Raw genomic sequence first — 16,839 nt, 5'->3', positions numbered from 1 at the left:
ATGATATGCAAATCAGTAAAGTGGCAAAATCCATCCGCGTGGCCTGCGTTACCGGCGGATTGTCAGCGCTATTGATGTCGACCGCAACCTTCGCCGAAGAGGTGAACGCGGAAGAAGAAGTTGAACGCATTGCAATTACCGGCTCGCGTATTGCGCGTACCGAATTATCCAACCCAACTCCTATCGTTGTTCTTGAGCAATCTGAAATTCAGAAGTTTGGTACCACAGATCTGGGTACCATTCTGGCCGAGCTGCCAGCTATCGGTGCAACCGATACTCTTGCGGGTAACGCCAACTCAAACGCGGCGGCGGGTATCAGTTCTGCCGATTTACGTCGCTTGGGCGCCAAACGTACCCTAGTCTTGGTTGACGGTAAGCGTCACGTGGCAGGTACGCCAGGCTCGTCACAAATGGATTTGTCGACCATCCCATCAGCACTTATCGAGCGAGTTGAGATCATTACCGGTGGTGCATCGGCGATTTACGGTTCGGATGCGGTATCCGGTGTAGTCAACGTGATTATGCGCAAGGACTTCGAGGGCTTTCAATTTAACGCCACCGGCTCGCGCTCAACCGAGACTGATAACTACGGCACCCATGGCTTTGATTTCGTGGTTGGTACCGGGAACGATGACGGCAACGTAAGCATTTACGCGGGCGTACAAAAAACCAAAGAAACCATGTCTCGTGACCTCAAGCAGCTGCAAGATTGGGGTACCATTGCCAACCCTGAAAACGGTGGTGAGGAAGACGGCATTCCAGATCGTCTGCGCGTACCTAATGTGGGCTCAGAAATGATCAACAAATGGGGTGTGATGAACCCATTTGCCGATTCTCGATTTACTTTTGACGATCAAGGTAACGTTCGTGAGCAGTGTGTTCGTGAAGGCACCAACAGCTTTGCCTTTGGTAACTTCCCGAACGGCTGTGACACCGCCTTCTTCACCGAAGAATACGAAAACATCTTCCCTGAGGTGAATCGTATTAACACCGGGGGTACTTTCAATTACTCCTTGAACGATAACATCAACGCCTTTGGTAACGTTAAGTACACCAAAGCCGACATCAAGCAGCAGTTCCAGCCAGGCTTCCGCTTCGGTAACATCACCGTTGATGTCGAGAACAATGCGTTCTTGACTCAAGAAGCGCGCGACCGCCTCGGTGGCACCGGCTTGGTTTCTATGGCTAAGTTCTTTGATGAGCTGGGCAACCGCTCTGCCGCCAATGACCGTCAAACCTTCCGCTTTGTGGGTGGCTTTAACGGTTACTTCGGTATCAGTGAAACCGAGTTTGACTACGAGCTGTACTATGTTTACGGCGAAACCAACAACGTACGTGTGACCGAGAATGACATTATTCCGGATAACATTGCGGCAGCCATTAACTCGGTTATCGACCCAGCCACTGGCGAAGCGGTTTGTGCCGACCCAGATGCGGGTTCTGTTGACGTGGGTAACTGTGTGGCTTACAACCCATTTGGCTTTAATCAGGCCAGTGAAGAAGCCAAAGACTGGGTATCTGCTGATACCACTCGTCAGGATAAAATCACTCAGGAAGTCTTCGGTGCCAGCTTAGGCTTTGACTCAGCACAGCTGTTCTCTTTGCCTGGTGGCCCTATGGCATTCGCTTTGGGTTACGAGCAACGTGAAGAGACGTCTCGTACCATTACTGATGAGCTAACCAAATCAGGTGCACTGGCGGGTGCGGCAACGCCGGACGAAAACGCCAAGTACGACGTGAAAGAGCTGTTTGCTGAGGTTAGCGTACCATTGCTAGCTGACTTGGCTTTCGCTCACGAGCTGACCTTGGACGGTGCATACCGTACCGCGGATTACTCACACGTGAAAGGCAACGTAAACGCTTGGAAAGTGGGCTTGATTTACGCGCCTATCGAGTCAGTTCGAGTACGTGCAACTCGCGGTTCAGCGGTTCGTGCGCCTAACCTGAACGAAGCCTTTAGTCCTCTGTCACCGGGCTTTGCTCGAGTGTCTGATCCATGTGATGCGGACAACATTAGTGACGATCCGGATCGCGCAGCAAACTGTGCGGCCTTGGGCATTCCTCCAGGCTTTGAAGCCAACGATAACGTGAGTGTCGATATTCTATCTGGTGGTAACGATCAGCTAACTCCAGAGAAATCGAAATCGACAACTGTGGGCTTAGTTTGGACGCCAGGCTTTATCGACGACTTCTCGGTCACTTTGGATTTCCACGATATCGAGATTGAAGACGCGATCATCGAAGTTGCGGCTCAAGACATCGCAGATAACTGTGTCGATGCAACCGGTGGCCCAGACCAAACATACTGTGGTGCCATCATTCGTAACCCAACCACCAACGATATTGAGTTGGTTCGCACCGGCTTCCTAAACGCCGCGGCGCTAAACACTCGTGGTGTGGATGCTGAAGTTCGCTATAACTGGGACTTGGCAAGTGTCAATGGTGTGGGTGAGATTCGATTCAACCTATTCGCCGCTCACTTGCTGAAACGCGAACAGTTTGAATTCCAAGACCGTCCTGACGAAATCAACGTTGAAGATGGCGAGGTTGGCGATCCTAAGTGGGAAGGTCGCTTCGGTGCAACTTACGCGCTGGATGACTTAACTGTTGACTATCGTTTGCGTTACGTTGACCGTTCAGTGACCTATGATGTATCGCCAGGTGGCGGTTCACCTGAAGACTTGTACCCTGGTTGGGTACCGTCGATTACGACTCATGACCTGTCGGCAAGCTATGTCTTCGGTGACAACGTTCGCGTGTACGGTGGTTTCCGTAACCTGTTTGACAAGGTACCACCTGGTTACACCATTAACCCAATCTACGACGTAATTGGTCGTCGCGTGTTTGGTGGCGTTAACATTACTTTCTAACGGCTAGTTAAGCGTTAATTGAAATGCCAGTGACCTTGCGGTCGCTGGCATTTTTTATGTCTGGCTTTTGATATGTTCAGCAATTTTGAGCGCTTGCTACAAGCTCGAGGAAGCAGAGCCAGAGTCGCAGTGACTTAGGGCTAGCCAACTGGGCAAGCAGCGCTTTTTTGGCCAAATCGAAGCACAAACTGACACTTGGTCTAGATGAGGGTCATGAAATGCCGTGCATCACTTTCTTTTTGCAGTGCTTTGAGTGATCATATTTGGATGGATTGGAATGTGAGACACACATGAAGCGTTTGCTAGGGATTTTGCTGGTGCTGCTGTTGATGCTGCAATACCGGTTATGGTTTGGCAATAACTCGCTGCCGCAGTACTTTCAACTGCAAGGGCAGATCGAGGCGCAGCGCGCGAGCAATCAACAACTGGAAGCTCGCAATCAGGTGTTACACAACGAAATTAAAGATTTAAAAGAAGGTTCACAGGCGATCGAAGAACGCGCCCGTCAAGAGCTGGGCATGGTCAAAGACGGGGAGACCTTTTATCGGGTCATCAATCGTCCTGCCCGCCAATAAGCATTGAGTGCCGTTCGACTCGCTAAACCCACTATGACCTCAAGCTCTAGTTCTGAATTACACGCTTTAAATACCATCTCAGTTGTAGCGATTGTGCCGGCGGCTGGTGTTGGTGCTCGCATGCAAGCAAACTGTCCAAAGCAGTACTTGCCCATCGCCTCTAAAACCATACTGCAAACCACCATCGACCGCTTATTGTCCCATGGGCAGATTCAGCAAGTGGTGTGCGCAGTTAGCGATGGTGACGGCTACTACGCTGACCAAGCTTGCGCCCAAGACGACCGAGTCACTCGTATCAGCGGTGGTGCCGAGCGCGCCGATTCGGTACTCAATGCGTTAACCGCCACCATAGAACACTTGGGGGCTGAGAAAGCGTCGCAGACCTGGGTACTGGTACACGATGCGGCGCGCCCTTGCGTAACCTCAAAAGCCATCGACGATTTACTGAGTTTTTGTCAGCAACAAGGGCATGGCGCGATTTTAGCGGCACCGGTGCGCGATACCATGAAGCGCAGTAACGATGGCACCAATGTGGCGAAAACCGAGCCGCGCGATGGCCTGTGGCACGCGCTAACGCCTCAATGCTTCCCATTACTCGAATTGCATCGTGCGCTGTCTGACGCGCTAGCCCAAGGTGTGGCTATCACCGATGAAGCGTCAGCCATCGAATGGGCTGGTGGTCGTGTTGGTTTAGTGGCGGATAGCATGACCAATTTAAAGATTACTCACCCGCAAGACTTGGCCTTAGCTGAGCTTATTTTATCTTCTCAGGAGCAAACCTCATGATGCGTATTGGCCAAGGTTTTGACGTACACAAGTTCGGTGGCGACGGGCCGATTATTCTGGGGGGCGTCGCCATTGACTACGAGCAGGGCCTAGTGGCCCACTCCGATGGCGATGTGTTGCTCCACGCGCTAACCGACGCTTTATTAGGGGCGGTGGCACTCGGTGACATAGGATTGCACTTCCCCGATACCGATCCGGAATTCAAAGGCGCTGACAGTCGAGCTTTGTTAAAGCACGCTTATCGACTGGTTCTGGACAAGGGCTTCAAAGTGGCCAATTTGGATTGCACCATCATAGCTCAGGCGCCAAAGATGCGACCGCACATTGATGCCATGCGTGCCAACATCGCCGAGGACTTGGGCCTAGCCATGGACTGTGTGAATGTGAAAGCCACCACCACTGAAAAGCTCGGCTTCACCGGCCGTAAAGAAGGCATTGCCTGTGAGGCCGCGGTATTACTGATGGCGGAGTCAGCCTAATGGATATGACCAGTCTGAGCTACCTGCAAACCCCGCCACAATCGACAGCGGTGTTGCGAAGTGAGCCTAGCGACTTTCAGGTACGCGAGATTCTGCCCTTTAGCTTTGATGGCGAGGGCGAGCACCACTATTTGTATGTGCGCAAAATAGGCCAAAATACGGCCTACGTGGCAAAGGTGATTGCCCGCTTTGCCGGCGTGCCTCCAAGAGACGTTTCTGTGGCGGGTCAAAAAGACCGCCATGCGGTGACCGAACAATGGTTTTGCGTGCGTATTCCCGGCAAAGATGAGCCCAATTGGAGTGAGATAAACACCGACCAAATTCAGGTGCTAGAGCACACTCGTCACCGCAAAAAACTGCGTACCGGCGCGTTGGCGGGTAACCGGTTTGAGTTGTTGCTGCGCGATGTGGTGGCCAACGACGACCTCGAAGCGCGTTTAAAGCAAATTGAGCTGCATGGTGTGCCCAATTACTTCGGCGAACAAAGGTTTGGCCAAAACGGCAACAACCTGACTCGAGCCTATGAGATGTTTGCAGGGCGCAAGGCCAAAGACAGACACAAGCGCGGCATGTACTTATCGGCGGCGCGAGCGTATCTGTTCAATTTGAGCGTCAGTGCGCGTATTGCTCAGCATGGAGTTGCCGGGATTGATGGTGATGCATTGATGCTCAGCGGCTCGCGAAGTTACTTCCAATCAGAAGCTTGGGATCAAACCTTACAGAAGCGTTTGGATAGCCAAGACATTCAACTGTCGGCACCGCTGTGGGGCAAAGGGCCACTGGCCAGCCAAGGCCAAGCCTTAGCATTAGAACGGGCAATTGGCGATGCCAGTCCAGAGTTGGTTGAAGGGTTGGCTCAATACGGGCTTGAGCAAGAGCGGCGGCCATTGCTACTGCATCCGCAAAATTTTCAGTATGAGTGGGATGCGCAAGCCGCTACGCTAAAGTTGAGTTTTGTGCTGCCAGCCGGTGCGTTTGCCACTGCGGTAGTACGTGAAATTACTACCTATGTTGACGCTCAATCCATTGAAAAGCCGAATGAAAACGGGTAACAATAATCCATGAATTTATTGGTTAGTAACGATGACGGCGTCAATGCCGAAGGAATCAAAGCGCTGTCGAGCGCTTTGTCTGAATTAGGCCAAGTGTTAACCGTGGCGCCGGACCGCAACTGTTCGGGGGCGTCAAACAGCTTAACCTTAACCAATCCGCTGCGAATTCAGCGCTTGGAAAATGACTTTATTGCGGTCAATGGCACCCCGACCGACTGTGTTCATTTGGCGATCCGCGAGCTGTGCGAGCAAGAGCCTGCGATGGTTATTGCGGGCATTAACCACGGCGCGAATCTGGGCGATGACACCATCTACTCGGGCACCGTCGCCGCGGCTATGGAAGGGCGCTTTTTGGGGCTGCCGGCGATGGCGATATCCCTGGTTGGCAAAAACCATTTTGATACTGCCGCGCAAATCGCCAAGCAGCTGGTAGAAAAGATGCAGCGCTTACCGCTGGCCAAAGACCAAATTCTCAATGTCAATGTGCCGGATTTGCCGTTAGAGCAAATTAAAGGCATTCGAGTGACGCGCTTAGGAGCTCGTCACAAGGCCGAAGGAATGATCCGTACCTCGGATCCTGCCGGTCGTGAAATATTCTGGTTAGGCCCTCCTGGCGAGCAACAAGACGCAGGAGAGGGCACTGACTTTGACGCGGTCAATCAAGGCTATGTGTCGATTACCCCACTTTGGGTGGATTTGACCGCGTATGAACGTTTGTCTGAGTTAGCACAATGGATCGCTGAATGAATCAAGGATTAGCCACTGCCGCAGGGCGACGTTTGGCACAGACACTGGCACAAGCCGGTATTACTCATGCGCAAGTGTTGCAGGCGATTGCTTCAACGCCGCGAGCCATGTTTATCGACGATGCGCTGGCGCTAAAGGCCTATGAAAATACTGCGCTACCCATTGGTCAGGGACAAACCATATCTCAGCCTTACATAGTGGCGCGCATGACCGAGTTGTTACTGCAAAACTCGCCTAAGAGTGTGCTTGAGATAGGTACAGGCTCTGGCTATCAAGCAGCCATTCTGGCTCAGTTGGTACCGCAACTAGCCACAGTTGAGCGCATCAAGAGCTTACAGATTTTGGCGCGAAAGCGCCTAAAACAGCTAGACCTTCACAACGTCAGCTTTAAATACGGCGACGGTTGGAAAGGCTGGGCTAGCAAAGGACCCTTTGATGCGATTATGGTGACTGCGGCGGCGGCCTCTGTGCCACAGGACTTGTTGAACCAGCTCGCCGATGGCGGTCGATTGATCATTCCCGTGGGTGAGGGGCAGCAATCCTTGTTGTTGATCGAGCGACGCGGCGATGAATTTGTCCGTACCACGGTAGAGGCGGTGCGTTTTGTTCCTCTAATCGCTGGTGATCTGGAATAGCGCATGCTGAGATGGGTCTGGACACTTTGCCTTGTGTTTAGTTTGGTGGGCTGTAGTTTTCAAAACCACCGCCCAGCGCCAGTGACCGAAATCTCCACCAAAAAAGTGTATCGCAGTCAGGATAGAGGCAGTCTGTCAGCCTCAAACTACAAAGTGAAAAAAGGCGATACTCTGTATTCTATCGCTTTTGCATCGGGTCAGGACTACCGTCAGCTGGCCAGAAATAACCAGTTATCCCCACCTTATGTGATTCGTCCCGGGCAAGTGATTCAGCTGCGTGGTAGCGCGCCGAAACCGGCAGTTTCGAGCAAAAATTCTAATTCTTCAAACGCTAGTTCGAACTCGAGAATTTCACAAAAAAGTCAACAAAAACAACAGATAGCTTCAAATTCGAGTGCGCCAAAGGCTAGTTCAGAAAAAACTAAAAAAGATCTTGATAAGCCTGTTACGCAGGAGTATGTTGTTACAGGAAGTCAACAAAATATTAACCAAGTTATCCACAAAACTGACCCAAGGGCAGCATCACAGAAAGTCAGTGCGTGGATTTGGCCAGCAAAGGGCAAGCTGGTCGGTCGGTATACTTCTAGTGAGCAAGGTGGAAACGGTATTAAAGTTTCCGCACCGCGGGGGACCGCGGTTTTGGCGTCTGCGGATGGCAGGGTAGTCTACGCAGGAAGCGCCTTACGAGGCTACGGTAATCTGATTATCATCAAACATAACGATGATTACCTCAGTGCCTACGCTCACAATGACCGAATTTTGGTTAAAGATCGGCAAACCGTGCGACAAGGGCAGCGCATTGCCGATATGGGGAGTTCAGGCACTAATCAAGTGGTGCTGCACTTTGAAATTCGCTTTCGCGGACAATCAGTGAATCCCCTTAATTTTCTACCTAAATCGTGAAGGATTTATCACAACTGCATGGTAGAGCTTTTTTGCAAAGGAACAGGGAGGCCGTAAAGGTGCATTAAACAATCTGGGTACAAGTGTTCACGGGAGACACTAAGTATGAGTCACAAAAAAAGCAACGCGGCGGAGTCTGCAGTTACCGACTTTGACCAAAACGATATTGAAGCAACCGTCATCGAAGCAGCGGTTGAACAACAGGCTAGGAAAGCCGAAGCGGCAAAAGAAACGAAAAAGCCGGCAAAAACCACTGCGTCTGAAAAGCGCACTCAGGAAGACCTTCAGAAAAATCTTGATGCCACTCAAATGTACTTGAGTGAGATTGGATTTTCCCCTCTATTAAGTGCCGATGAAGAAAAGTTTTTCGCTCGTAAAGCGCTGAAAGGTTGTGAGAAATCACGCAACCGCATGATCGAAAGTAACCTTCGTCTGGTAGTAAAAATTGCGCGTCGATACAACAATCGCGGTTTGGCCTTGTTGGACCTTATTGAAGAAGGCAACTTGGGCTTGATTCGCGCAGTTGAGAAGTTTGACCCAGAGCGCGGTTTCCGTTTTTCAACCTATGCGACTTGGTGGATCCGTCAGACCATCGAGCGCGCGATAATGAATCAGACGCGAACCATTCGCTTGCCGATTCACGTGGTCAAGGAGCTTAACGTTTATCTGCGCACCGCTCGCGAGTTGGCCCATAAGTTGGACCACGAACCAACCGCCGAAGAAATCGCAGCCAAATTAGACAAGCCAGTGGAAGATGTGTCGCGCATGCTCAAGCTGAACGAGAAAATTAGTTCGGTAGACACGCCAATCGGTGGTGAGTCAGACAAAGCGCTTCTAGACATCATTGCCGACGACGATTCGGTTGGCCCTGATTACTGCGTACAAGACCAAGACATTAAGTCGTCAGTGGTTAAGTGGTTGCAAGAGCTCAACTCAAAACAAAGAGAAGTGTTGGCACGTCGCTTTGGCCTGATGGGCTACGAGCCATCGACCTTAGAAGATGTGGGTCGCGAGATTGGTTTGACTCGAGAACGAGTACGTCAGATTCAAGTCGAAGCCCTGCGTCGCTTGCGCGACTCCTTAGGTGCCCAAGGCTTATCGGTGGAGACCCTATTCCGCGCGGAATAAAACCTCACATTGTTAGCTAGCGCATAAGAGCAAAAACCCTTGGGTTTTTGCTCTTTTTCGTATTTGGGCTCAATAACATGGGCAATTGATAGCAAGGTAACAGTCACCGGGTCATGATCTTGGCGGTTGAATCAGCTATGCTGGGGGCCTTAAAAGTTTTGGGAGTTCCGCTTTCTATGTCTTTGCAGTACACAATCATTCCTGTCACCCCTTTTCAGCAAAACTGCTCGCTCATATGGTGCGAACAAACCAAGCAGGCAGCCTTGGTGGACCCCGGCGGAGACCCTGATCGAATTTCCCAAGCGATTGAAAAAGCGGGTGTCGAACTGGCCCAGATTTGGTTAACTCACGGACATTTAGACCACGTAGGTGCCTCTAGTCAGTTGGCGACCAAATACGGGGTAGATATTATCGGCCCAGGCGAGCAGGACCAATTTTGGCTGGACGGTTTAGGACAGCAAAGCCAAATGTTTGGCTTTGACCCAATTGAGTCTTTTACTCCGACTCGCTACTTAAAAGATGGTGACACTCTATCTTTGGGCGAGCACCAGTTCGATGTGGTCCATGTGCCAGGACATACCCCAGGACATGTCGCTATTTTTCACCCACAAAGTCAAACAGCTTGGGTGGGCGATGTGCTGTTTTGTGGCTCTATTGGTCGCACCGATTTTCCTCAATCGGATCACGCCGCGTTAATTCGCTCTATCCGTGAAAAACTCTGGCCTTTGGGAGAGCAGGTAACCTTTGTTCCCGGTCATGGTCCAGAAGGACAATTTGCCGAAGAACGTCGCAACAACCCCTTCGTCGCCGATCAACTGTTTAGCTGAGTTAGTACAAATCTGTCCTTAATGAGTTAGTTGTACATTAGTGCAACTAACTCGCTAAAAAACACTTCCCTTTTGTGTGTTAGCTGTTATGTTAATGTTACTGGTGAGTAAATACTCAACTGATAACAATAATAATTAAACAAGCATTGCTTGAAACAAATATAACAACTAACCATCGGGGCAAGACATGAAACAGGGACAGAACTCCGGCGCTATGCCGCTGAATTCGCTGGCGTTTGCGGTTGCCGCTGCGCTGAGCTTAGGGGCTTCACCGGTTGCTTTCGCTGACGAAGCAGAAGAAACCAAAGGTATTGAAGTCATTGAAGTAACTGCGCAGAAACGTGCACAGAGCATTCAAGAAGTACCTATCGCGATTAGTGCGTTCTCTAACGATGACATCGTTAAACTTGGCGCCAACAACATCAACGACCTTGGCCCTGCCACCCCGGGCATGGAATCCAACAACCTCAGCGTAACTCAGCCTCGCTACACCATTCGCGGTATTCGCACCGCTGACTTTGGTATTGGTTCAGATCCTGCCGTGGCGGTATACGTGGATGGCGTATACACAGGCCGCTCGGGTTCTGCTCAGCTGAACTTCAACGACATCGAGCGTGTCGAAATTCTAAAAGGCCCACAGGGTACGCTATTTGGTCGTAACGCGGTGGCGGGTGCCATTCACGTTATTACCAAAAAACCTATGACCGCTGACAACGAAGGTAACTTCAAGGTCACCTTGGGTAACTACAATCGCACCAAAGGCGAGGGTATGTTCAACTTTGGTATTAGCGAAACCGTAGGCCTGCGCCTATCAGCGCTGATCGACAAGTCAGACGGTTACGTTGACCGTGCTGGCGGCGGTGACGCCCTAGGTAAAGAAGATACTCGCTCGGTACGTGGTGCGTTGCTATGGACGCCTTCAGCAGCGACTGAGGTGATTTTCCGTGCCGAGTTCGACAAAGTTGACCGCTACGGAACCATTATTGCTTCGCGCAACGCCGCGATTGCTCCGGCTGACCCATTTGGCCCAGTGGCCACTGACGCCGATGGCAACGAAATGCGTGACTTGTTCGGCACATCACTGGAAGTGAATCACGAGATGGAGAGTATGACTTTCACCTCGATCACTTCATACCGCCAGTTCGACGCAAACAACCTACAAGACGATGACGGCTCTGCGGATCCTCGCTTCTACTTCGCGACCGATAACCGCGAAGATAACAAGGTATTCAGCCAAGAGTTCCGTTTGACCTCGAATACGGATGGCAAGTTGGACTGGGTAACCGGCGTTAACTTCAGCCACGAGAAAGCCAAGCAGCAACACGACGTAATACTGACTGGCGCTACCGTTGATACCTTTATTCTGCACGACTCAGGTATTCCAGGCGAGATGATCCCTAACATTCCAGCAGGTGCTGGTTGGATGGGACTCGTGGGCTCGGAGCTTGGTCCCGCACTTCCTGTCATCTCTGAAGCACTTGGCTATGCGGATCCAAACCTGCTGTTAATGGAGATTGCCGCGCTCAACTATGGTAAGCCTTGGTTAGAGCAAACCTTTGATGAAGGTACCTTTACCAGTGCTGCGATCTTTGGTGATTTGATTTACAGCGTTACCGATCGCTTAGACCTGACCTTTGGTGCGCGTTACACCTACGATAAGAAAGATTTCCAAATTTGGTCTCAGTACCAAAACGAAATCACCTTCACCCCGGGTATGAACGCAATTGGTATTCCAAACGTTCCTTTCGGTCTGGCCTTCTTCGACCAGTTTAATGGTGAGAAGCAAAGCGACAGCTGGAGCAAACTGACCCCGCGTGCCGTAGTTAACTTCAAGGCGACCGACGATGCCATGTTGTACGCCTCGATAGCACAAGGTTTCAAAGCTGGTGGTTTTAACTCTTTGGGTCAAGATCCAGCCTTTGAACCAGAAACCGTTTGGAACTACGAAGCGGGTTGGAAAACCTCTTGGCTAGACAACGATATTCGCTTTAATGGTTCTGTGTTCTTCTGGGATTACAAAGACCTGCAAACCTTTAAGCTGTCTGGTCCTTCTGGCGCAGTACCTACCTACAACGTTCGCAACGCCGATGCTGAAGGTAAGGGTTTTGAGCTAGAGTTCAACTGGGCGGTGACTCAGAACTTCAACCTATTGGCCAACTACGGCTACGTTGATACTAAGTACACTCGCTACGACTTGTTCCCAGGCGAAGGTCCGGAAGACGATATCACTGGCTTGCCATTGTCCTCTATGCCTAAGAACAAGGTGTACGCAGCGGCCGATTACAACTTGCCGCTGGGAGAGACTGGCGACTTGGCCTTCCGTTTTGACTACTCATGGGTTGACGATCGGGTTGACTCGTCAGGCGCGGGTCCTGCGGATCGCATCAAGGCTTACTCTATTAGTAACGCGCGTATTACCTATATGCCGTACTCAGGTGATTGGCAGCTTGCAGCCTACGCCAACAACGTCTTCGATGAGAAGTACTTGATTGGTATCGGTGGACAAGGTGCGGTGATCGGCTCGCCAACGACCCGTCGTGGTCTGCCGCGTACCATGGGTGTTGAGTTTAGTCTTCTGTTCTAAGCTCAGCAGGTATCGACAAGGGCCAGCGCTATGCGCTGGCTTTTTTGTTGAGCGTGATCACCGCTTAAGCTTCAGTCGACTGGGTTTGTGTGATCGCTTTGTAATTTAGTGTTAACCAAAAAGGGGTATTTAATAGCTGGTGTGATACAGATCTGAAAACGCCTTGTTAAGGGGTTTTAGCATTCGCCTCAAGGGTAGCGAAGCGTGATAACAATCTTGGTGCCGAAAGAGCATCTACTGCGCTTCGACAGGAATTCAGAATGTCTTTTTACAAGGAAAAACACATGCTAAAGCCGACCATCATTGCAGCCAGCATTGCCATCTCTCTGGCAGGCATCAGCCAAGCCAACGCCGAACAAGCCAACACTTTGACTCAAGCCATTACCGAAGGCAAAGCCTCGGTTGATGTGCGCTTGCGTTACGAGGGAGTGGATCAGGACAACGCGCTTAAGAATGCCAACGCGCTAACCGTTCGCACTCGTTTGGGCTATACCACCGCCGACTTCAACGGCTTTAGCGCCCTGGTAGAGTTTGAAGACTCGCGTCCAGTTGCAGGCGTTAACAAGTACAACGATGCTCTGGGCAGTAATCCTGAGTACTCTGTGATTGCTGACCCGAAAACCACCGAAGTGGATCAGGCCTTTTTGCAGTACAAGAATGACCAGTTCAAAGCGCGTGTTGGCCGTCAGGTAATTGCACTGGATAACCAACGTTTTGTCGGCCACGTTGGCTGGCGTCAAGACCGTCAAACCTTTGATGCAGTATCATTCGTTTACTCGCCAATCAAAGACTTAGACGCGACTTATGCCTACATTGGCAAGCGTAACCGCATCTTCTCTGACGTGCGCGATGTTGACTCTAAAGACCACTTGTTTAACTTAGGCTACAAAACTGCGATTGGTAAAATCAGTGGTTATGGCTACTTGTTGGCAGAAGACAACAACACTAAGAACAACCTGGATACCTTTGGTATTCGATTGGCGGGTAAGCGCCAGCTAGACGCCTTTGGCCTGGGTTATCAAGCCGAGTTCGCTCAGCAAAAGTCGGTTAAAGAAGCGGTTGAGTACAAAGCCAACTACTACTTGCTAGAAGGTAAAGCCAGCTTTAAGCCACTGACTGTGACCTTGGGCTACGAAGTCTTGGGCTCAGACAATGGCAACTATGGTTTTGCAACCCCACTAGCGACTCTGCACAAATTTAACGGTTGGGCGGATCAGTTCTTAGGCACGCCTAAGCAAGGTCTGAAGGACTTGTATCTGGGTCTGAGCGGCAACATCAAGGGTCACAACTGGGGCGTGACTTACCACGACTTCAAAGCCGATGTGAGTAAAGATGGTGTGAGCAACTTAGGTAAAGAGTTGGATGTGGTACTGAGTCGTAAGCTAACCGACAATCTGACCGCTGGTGTTAAGTACGCTGCTTACATGGCGGGTGATTCGGCCGCTGGTAAAGTGGATACCAACAAGTTGTGGGTATGGACTAGCTTGGCGTTTTAAGTCGGCTGCTGGCATTCCCACGACCAGCTGCTGTCATTCCCTCGACTCACCTGTCATTCCCTCGAAGGAGGGAATCCATCCAGTTGCAAATAGCAGTTAGGTGGATTCCCAGCCAAGCTGGGAATGACAAACGGTTCGCTGGGAATGACAGAAACAAAAAAGCCCGCTAGTTGCTACTAGCGGGCTTTCTAATGCCTAAAGCAAGCTCTTCAGCTGATAAAGCAGAGCGTGCGCTTGTTTAGGTGTCAGATCGTCTGGGTCCATTTGCGCCAACGCCTGTTCCACCTGCGACTCTTGCAAAAGACTAGGCTGGCTTGGCTCAATGGCTGCGGTCGCCGAGTGCGGCTGACTTTCTAGCTGGTGCAGTTTAGCTTTGGCCGAGTGAATCACTTTACTCGGGACACCCGCGAACGCCGCCACCTGTAAACCATAGCTGCGACTGGCCGGGCCTTCTTGTACCGCGTGCATAAAGGCAATCGAATCACCGTGCTCAACCGCGTCCAAGTGGACATTGGCCACCCCTGTGTTGCTCTCAGGCAACTGGGTTAACTCAAAGTAGTGGGTGGCAAACAAGGTCATACTGCCTAGCTTATTCGCCAAGTAATCCGCTGCTGCCCAGGCCAAAGATAATCCGTCGTAAGTAGAGGTGCCGCGGCCAATTTCATCCATCAATACCAGAGATTTCTGAGTGGCGTTGTGCAGAATATTGGCGGTCTCCGTCATTTCGACCATAAAGGTCGAACGGCCTGAGGCCAGATCGTCTGAGGCGCCAATACGGGTGAAAATCCGGTCCACAGGGCCTAACTCTGCCGTTTGCGCTGGCACATAACTGCCAATGTGCGCCATCAACACGATCAGTGCCGTTTGACGCATATAGGTCGATTTACCACCCATGTTCGGCCCAGTAACGATCAACATTTTGCGCGATGGCGACAGTTGAGTCGGGTTGGCAATGAATGGGTCGGTCGATACTTGCTCGACTACAGGGTGGCGACCTTCTTGGATATCAATCCCAGGCACCAAGGTTAAATTAGGTCTGTGATAATCCAGTGAGTCAGCGCGCTCGGCCAAGTTAGCAAGCACGTCCAACTCAGATAGCGCAAAGGCACAGGCTTGAAGCTGACCAATCACGGGCATTAGCGTATCGAACAGCTCTTCCCAAAGGGCTTTCTCTAATGCCAAAGCTTTGCCTTGACTGGTCAGCACCTTGTCTTCGTGAGCTTTAAGCTCTGGAACTATGTAGCGCTCCATGTTCTTTAGCGTCTGGCGGCGCTGATAGTGCATGGGCACCAAGTGAGACTGAGCGCGGGACACTTCAATGAAATAGCCATGCACCTTGTTATAGCCCACCTTGAGGGTGCTGATACCAGTCTCTTCGCGCTCGCGGGCTTCGAGCTCGCTAAGATACTCGGTAGCACCAGTGGCCAAATCACGCCACTCGTCGAGTTCGTTGTTGTAACCAGGCGCAATCACGCCACCATCGCGAATCAGCATGGGCGGGTTATCGACAATTGCCTGTTGGAGCAAGGCCAATTGCTCGGGAAATTCACCAATACGCTCAGACAAACTCGCGAGCCCTGGCGCTTGTTGCAAGCTCAAAAGTTGTTGCAGCTCTGGCAGAGTTTCTAGGGCTTGGCGCAGTCTGGCCAAATCGCGAGGGCGAGCGGAGCGCAACGCCACTCGAGCCAAAATTCGCTCCATATCGCCAATGGCTTTTAGCGGCGCTTGATAGTGCTCGAATTGCTGACCATCGAGCATATCACCCACGGAATCTAGACGCGCGTCCAAGCGCTGACGGTCGGTCAAGGGTTGATGTAACCAGCGTTTTAACAGGCGACTGCCCATTGGCGTGCTGGTTTTATCCAGTACAGAAGCAAGGGTGTTAGCTTCAGAGCCGCTTAGGTTGTGAGTCAATTCGAGATTGCGACGAGTGGCCGCATCTAGAATGACAAAGTCAGACTGACTCTCAGCCACAATCGCGCGAATATGGGGCAGGGCGGTGCGCTGAGTGTCTTTAATGTACTGCATCAAACAGCCCGCGGCACACAGAGCGTCGTTCATTGACTCCACACCAAAGCCGGATAGGTCCTTGGTGCCAAACTGTTGGTTGAGTTGATTGCGCGCCGATTGGATTTCAAACTCCCATAACGGGCGACGACGCACCCCTTTGTACGGGCGCAGCAAATGCTGGGCATCAAAATCTTCTGGATACAAAAGCTCAGCCGGATGCGTGCGCTGCAACTCGGCTTCCAGCGCTTCTTCGCTTGCCAGTTCGTTGACCACAAAGCGGCCAGAACTCAAATCTAGCGTGGCGTAGCCATAGCCTTGTTTGCCTTGATAAATCGCCGCAAGCAAACTGTCTTGGCGCTCGGGTAGCAAAGCCTCGTCGGTCAAGGTACCCGGGGTAATAATACGAACGACTTTGCGTTCAACTGGGCCCTTTGAGGTGGCTGGATCGCCAATCTGCTCACAAATCGCTGCCGATTCGCCCAATTGCACCAGCTTAGCTAAGTAACCCTCAATGGCGTGATAAGGCACTCCAGCCATAGGAATAGCATTGCCACCGCTTTTGCCGCGAGCGGTTAATGAAATGTCTAACAGCTGGGCGGCTTTCTTGGCATCGTCAAAAAATAGCTCGTAAAAATCGCCCATGCGATACAGCAAAAGTTGGTTGGGATGCTGGGCTTTAATGGCGAGATACTGACGCATCATGGGCGTCTGTTTGTCGAGATCGACTGTGGCGCTTTGGGTCACAGA

At 51.3% G+C, this 16,839-nt stretch carries 13 protein-coding genes; 12 read left to right on the top strand and 1 reads right to left on the bottom strand.

Annotated elements, in window-relative coordinates; all coding sequences use genetic code 11:
- The first annotated feature begins 5 nt into the window (after positions 1-5).
- The 12 genes from CLC93_RS01570 to CLC93_RS01515 all read left to right on the top strand — a co-directional run bounded on the left by CLC93_RS01570 (position 6) and on the right by CLC93_RS01515 (position 14,082).
- Positions 6-2,870, top strand: coding sequence for a TonB-dependent receptor domain-containing protein (locus CLC93_RS01570; protein ID WP_095504181.1), 2,865 nt, complete (start codon positions 6-8; stop codon positions 2,868-2,870).
- Between the two features lie 290 nt (positions 2,871-3,160).
- The gene (gene ftsB / locus CLC93_RS01565) at positions 3,161-3,445 is read left to right on the top strand and encodes a cell division protein FtsB (protein WP_095504180.1); all 285 of its coding nucleotides are present in this window, start codon (positions 3,161-3,163) and stop codon (positions 3,443-3,445) included.
- A 33-nt stretch (positions 3,446-3,478) separates the two neighbouring features.
- A complete protein-coding gene (gene ispD / locus CLC93_RS01560) occupies positions 3,479-4,231 on the top strand; it encodes a 2-C-methyl-D-erythritol 4-phosphate cytidylyltransferase (protein WP_095504179.1) in 753 nt (250 codons plus the stop codon).
- The gene (gene ispF, locus CLC93_RS01555; RefSeq protein ID WP_095504525.1) at positions 4,231-4,710 is read left to right on the top strand and encodes a 2-C-methyl-D-erythritol 2,4-cyclodiphosphate synthase; all 480 of its coding nucleotides are present in this window, start codon (positions 4,231-4,233) and stop codon (positions 4,708-4,710) included. The genes ispD and ispF overlap by 1 nt, the downstream gene beginning before the upstream one ends.
- On the top strand, positions 4,710-5,762 hold the full coding sequence (truD, locus tag CLC93_RS01550; protein WP_095504178.1) for a tRNA pseudouridine(13) synthase TruD: 1,053 nt from the start codon (positions 4,710-4,712) through the stop codon (positions 5,760-5,762). The genes ispF and truD overlap by 1 nt, the downstream gene beginning before the upstream one ends.
- Positions 5,763-5,771: 9 nt before the next feature.
- A complete protein-coding gene (gene surE / locus CLC93_RS01545) occupies positions 5,772-6,509 on the top strand; it encodes a 5'/3'-nucleotidase SurE (RefSeq protein WP_095504177.1) in 738 nt (245 codons plus the stop codon).
- A complete protein-coding gene (locus tag CLC93_RS01540) occupies positions 6,506-7,144 on the top strand; it encodes a protein-L-isoaspartate(D-aspartate) O-methyltransferase (RefSeq protein ID WP_095504176.1) in 639 nt (212 codons plus the stop codon). The genes surE and CLC93_RS01540 overlap by 4 nt, the downstream gene beginning before the upstream one ends.
- A gap of 3 nt (positions 7,145-7,147) precedes the next feature.
- Complete coding sequence (locus CLC93_RS01535) at positions 7,148-8,047, top strand: peptidoglycan DD-metalloendopeptidase family protein (RefSeq protein ID WP_095504175.1); 900 nt, start codon at positions 7,148-7,150, stop codon at positions 8,045-8,047.
- A gap of 105 nt (positions 8,048-8,152) precedes the next feature.
- Positions 8,153-9,175, top strand: coding sequence for an RNA polymerase sigma factor RpoS (gene rpoS / locus CLC93_RS01530; protein ID WP_095504174.1), 1,023 nt, complete (start codon positions 8,153-8,155; stop codon positions 9,173-9,175).
- 182 nt (positions 9,176-9,357) lie between these two features.
- On the top strand, positions 9,358-10,002 hold the full coding sequence (locus CLC93_RS01525; protein WP_211286800.1) for an MBL fold metallo-hydrolase: 645 nt from the start codon (positions 9,358-9,360) through the stop codon (positions 10,000-10,002).
- A 187-nt stretch (positions 10,003-10,189) separates the two neighbouring features.
- Positions 10,190-12,586, top strand: a complete 2,397-nt coding sequence (locus tag CLC93_RS01520; RefSeq protein ID WP_095504173.1) for a TonB-dependent receptor — start codon at positions 10,190-10,192, stop codon at positions 12,584-12,586.
- A 260-nt stretch (positions 12,587-12,846) separates the two neighbouring features.
- Positions 12,847-14,082 carry an alginate export family protein gene (locus CLC93_RS01515; protein ID WP_095504172.1) on the top strand — a complete coding sequence of 412 codons (1,236 nt, stop codon included), beginning with the start codon at positions 12,847-12,849 and terminating at the stop codon, positions 14,080-14,082.
- Positions 14,083-14,277: 195 nt separating this feature from the next.
- Here the strand turns inward: CLC93_RS01515 and mutS are convergent, their stop codons facing one another.
- The gene (mutS, locus tag CLC93_RS01510; protein ID WP_095504171.1) at positions 14,278-16,794 is read right to left on the bottom strand and encodes a DNA mismatch repair protein MutS; all 2,517 of its coding nucleotides are present in this window, start codon (positions 16,792-16,794) and stop codon (positions 14,278-14,280) included.
- Between the last annotated feature and the right edge of the window lie 45 nt (positions 16,795-16,839).

Source organism: Paraferrimonas sedimenticola, from assembly GCF_002282855.1.
Classification (GTDB): domain Bacteria; phylum Pseudomonadota; class Gammaproteobacteria; order Enterobacterales; family Shewanellaceae; genus Paraferrimonas; species Paraferrimonas sedimenticola.
This window is presented reverse-complemented; position numbering and strand designations above follow the sequence as displayed.

Excerpts from the sequence above, each read along its gene's own strand:
- ispD (WP_095504179.1), top strand. The coding sequence starts at position 3,479 with ATGACCTCAAGCTCTAGTTCTGAATTACACGCTTTAAATACCATCTCA.
- CLC93_RS01520 (WP_095504173.1), top strand. The coding sequence starts at position 10,190 with ATGAAACAGGGACAGAACTCCGGCGCTATGCCGCTGAATTCGCTGGCG.
- CLC93_RS01535 (WP_095504175.1), top strand. The coding sequence starts at position 7,148 with ATGCTGAGATGGGTCTGGACACTTTGCCTTGTGTTTAGTTTGGTGGGC.
- surE (WP_095504177.1), top strand. The coding sequence starts at position 5,772 with ATGAATTTATTGGTTAGTAACGATGACGGCGTCAATGCCGAAGGAATC.
- rpoS (WP_095504174.1), top strand. The coding sequence starts at position 8,153 with ATGAGTCACAAAAAAAGCAACGCGGCGGAGTCTGCAGTTACCGACTTT.
- ispF (WP_095504525.1), top strand. The coding sequence starts at position 4,231 with ATGCGTATTGGCCAAGGTTTTGACGTACACAAGTTCGGTGGCGACGGG.
- CLC93_RS01570 (WP_095504181.1), top strand. The coding sequence starts at position 6 with ATGCAAATCAGTAAAGTGGCAAAATCCATCCGCGTGGCCTGCGTTACC.
- truD (WP_095504178.1), top strand. The coding sequence starts at position 4,710 with ATGGATATGACCAGTCTGAGCTACCTGCAAACCCCGCCACAATCGACA.
- ftsB (WP_095504180.1), top strand. The coding sequence starts at position 3,161 with ATGAAGCGTTTGCTAGGGATTTTGCTGGTGCTGCTGTTGATGCTGCAA.
- CLC93_RS01540 (WP_095504176.1), top strand. The coding sequence starts at position 6,506 with ATGAATCAAGGATTAGCCACTGCCGCAGGGCGACGTTTGGCACAGACA.
- CLC93_RS01515 (WP_095504172.1), top strand. The coding sequence starts at position 12,847 with ATGTCTTTTTACAAGGAAAAACACATGCTAAAGCCGACCATCATTGCA.
- mutS (WP_095504171.1), bottom strand. The coding sequence starts at position 16,794 with ATGATGCGTCAGTATCTCGCCATTAAAGCCCAGCATCCCAACCAACTT.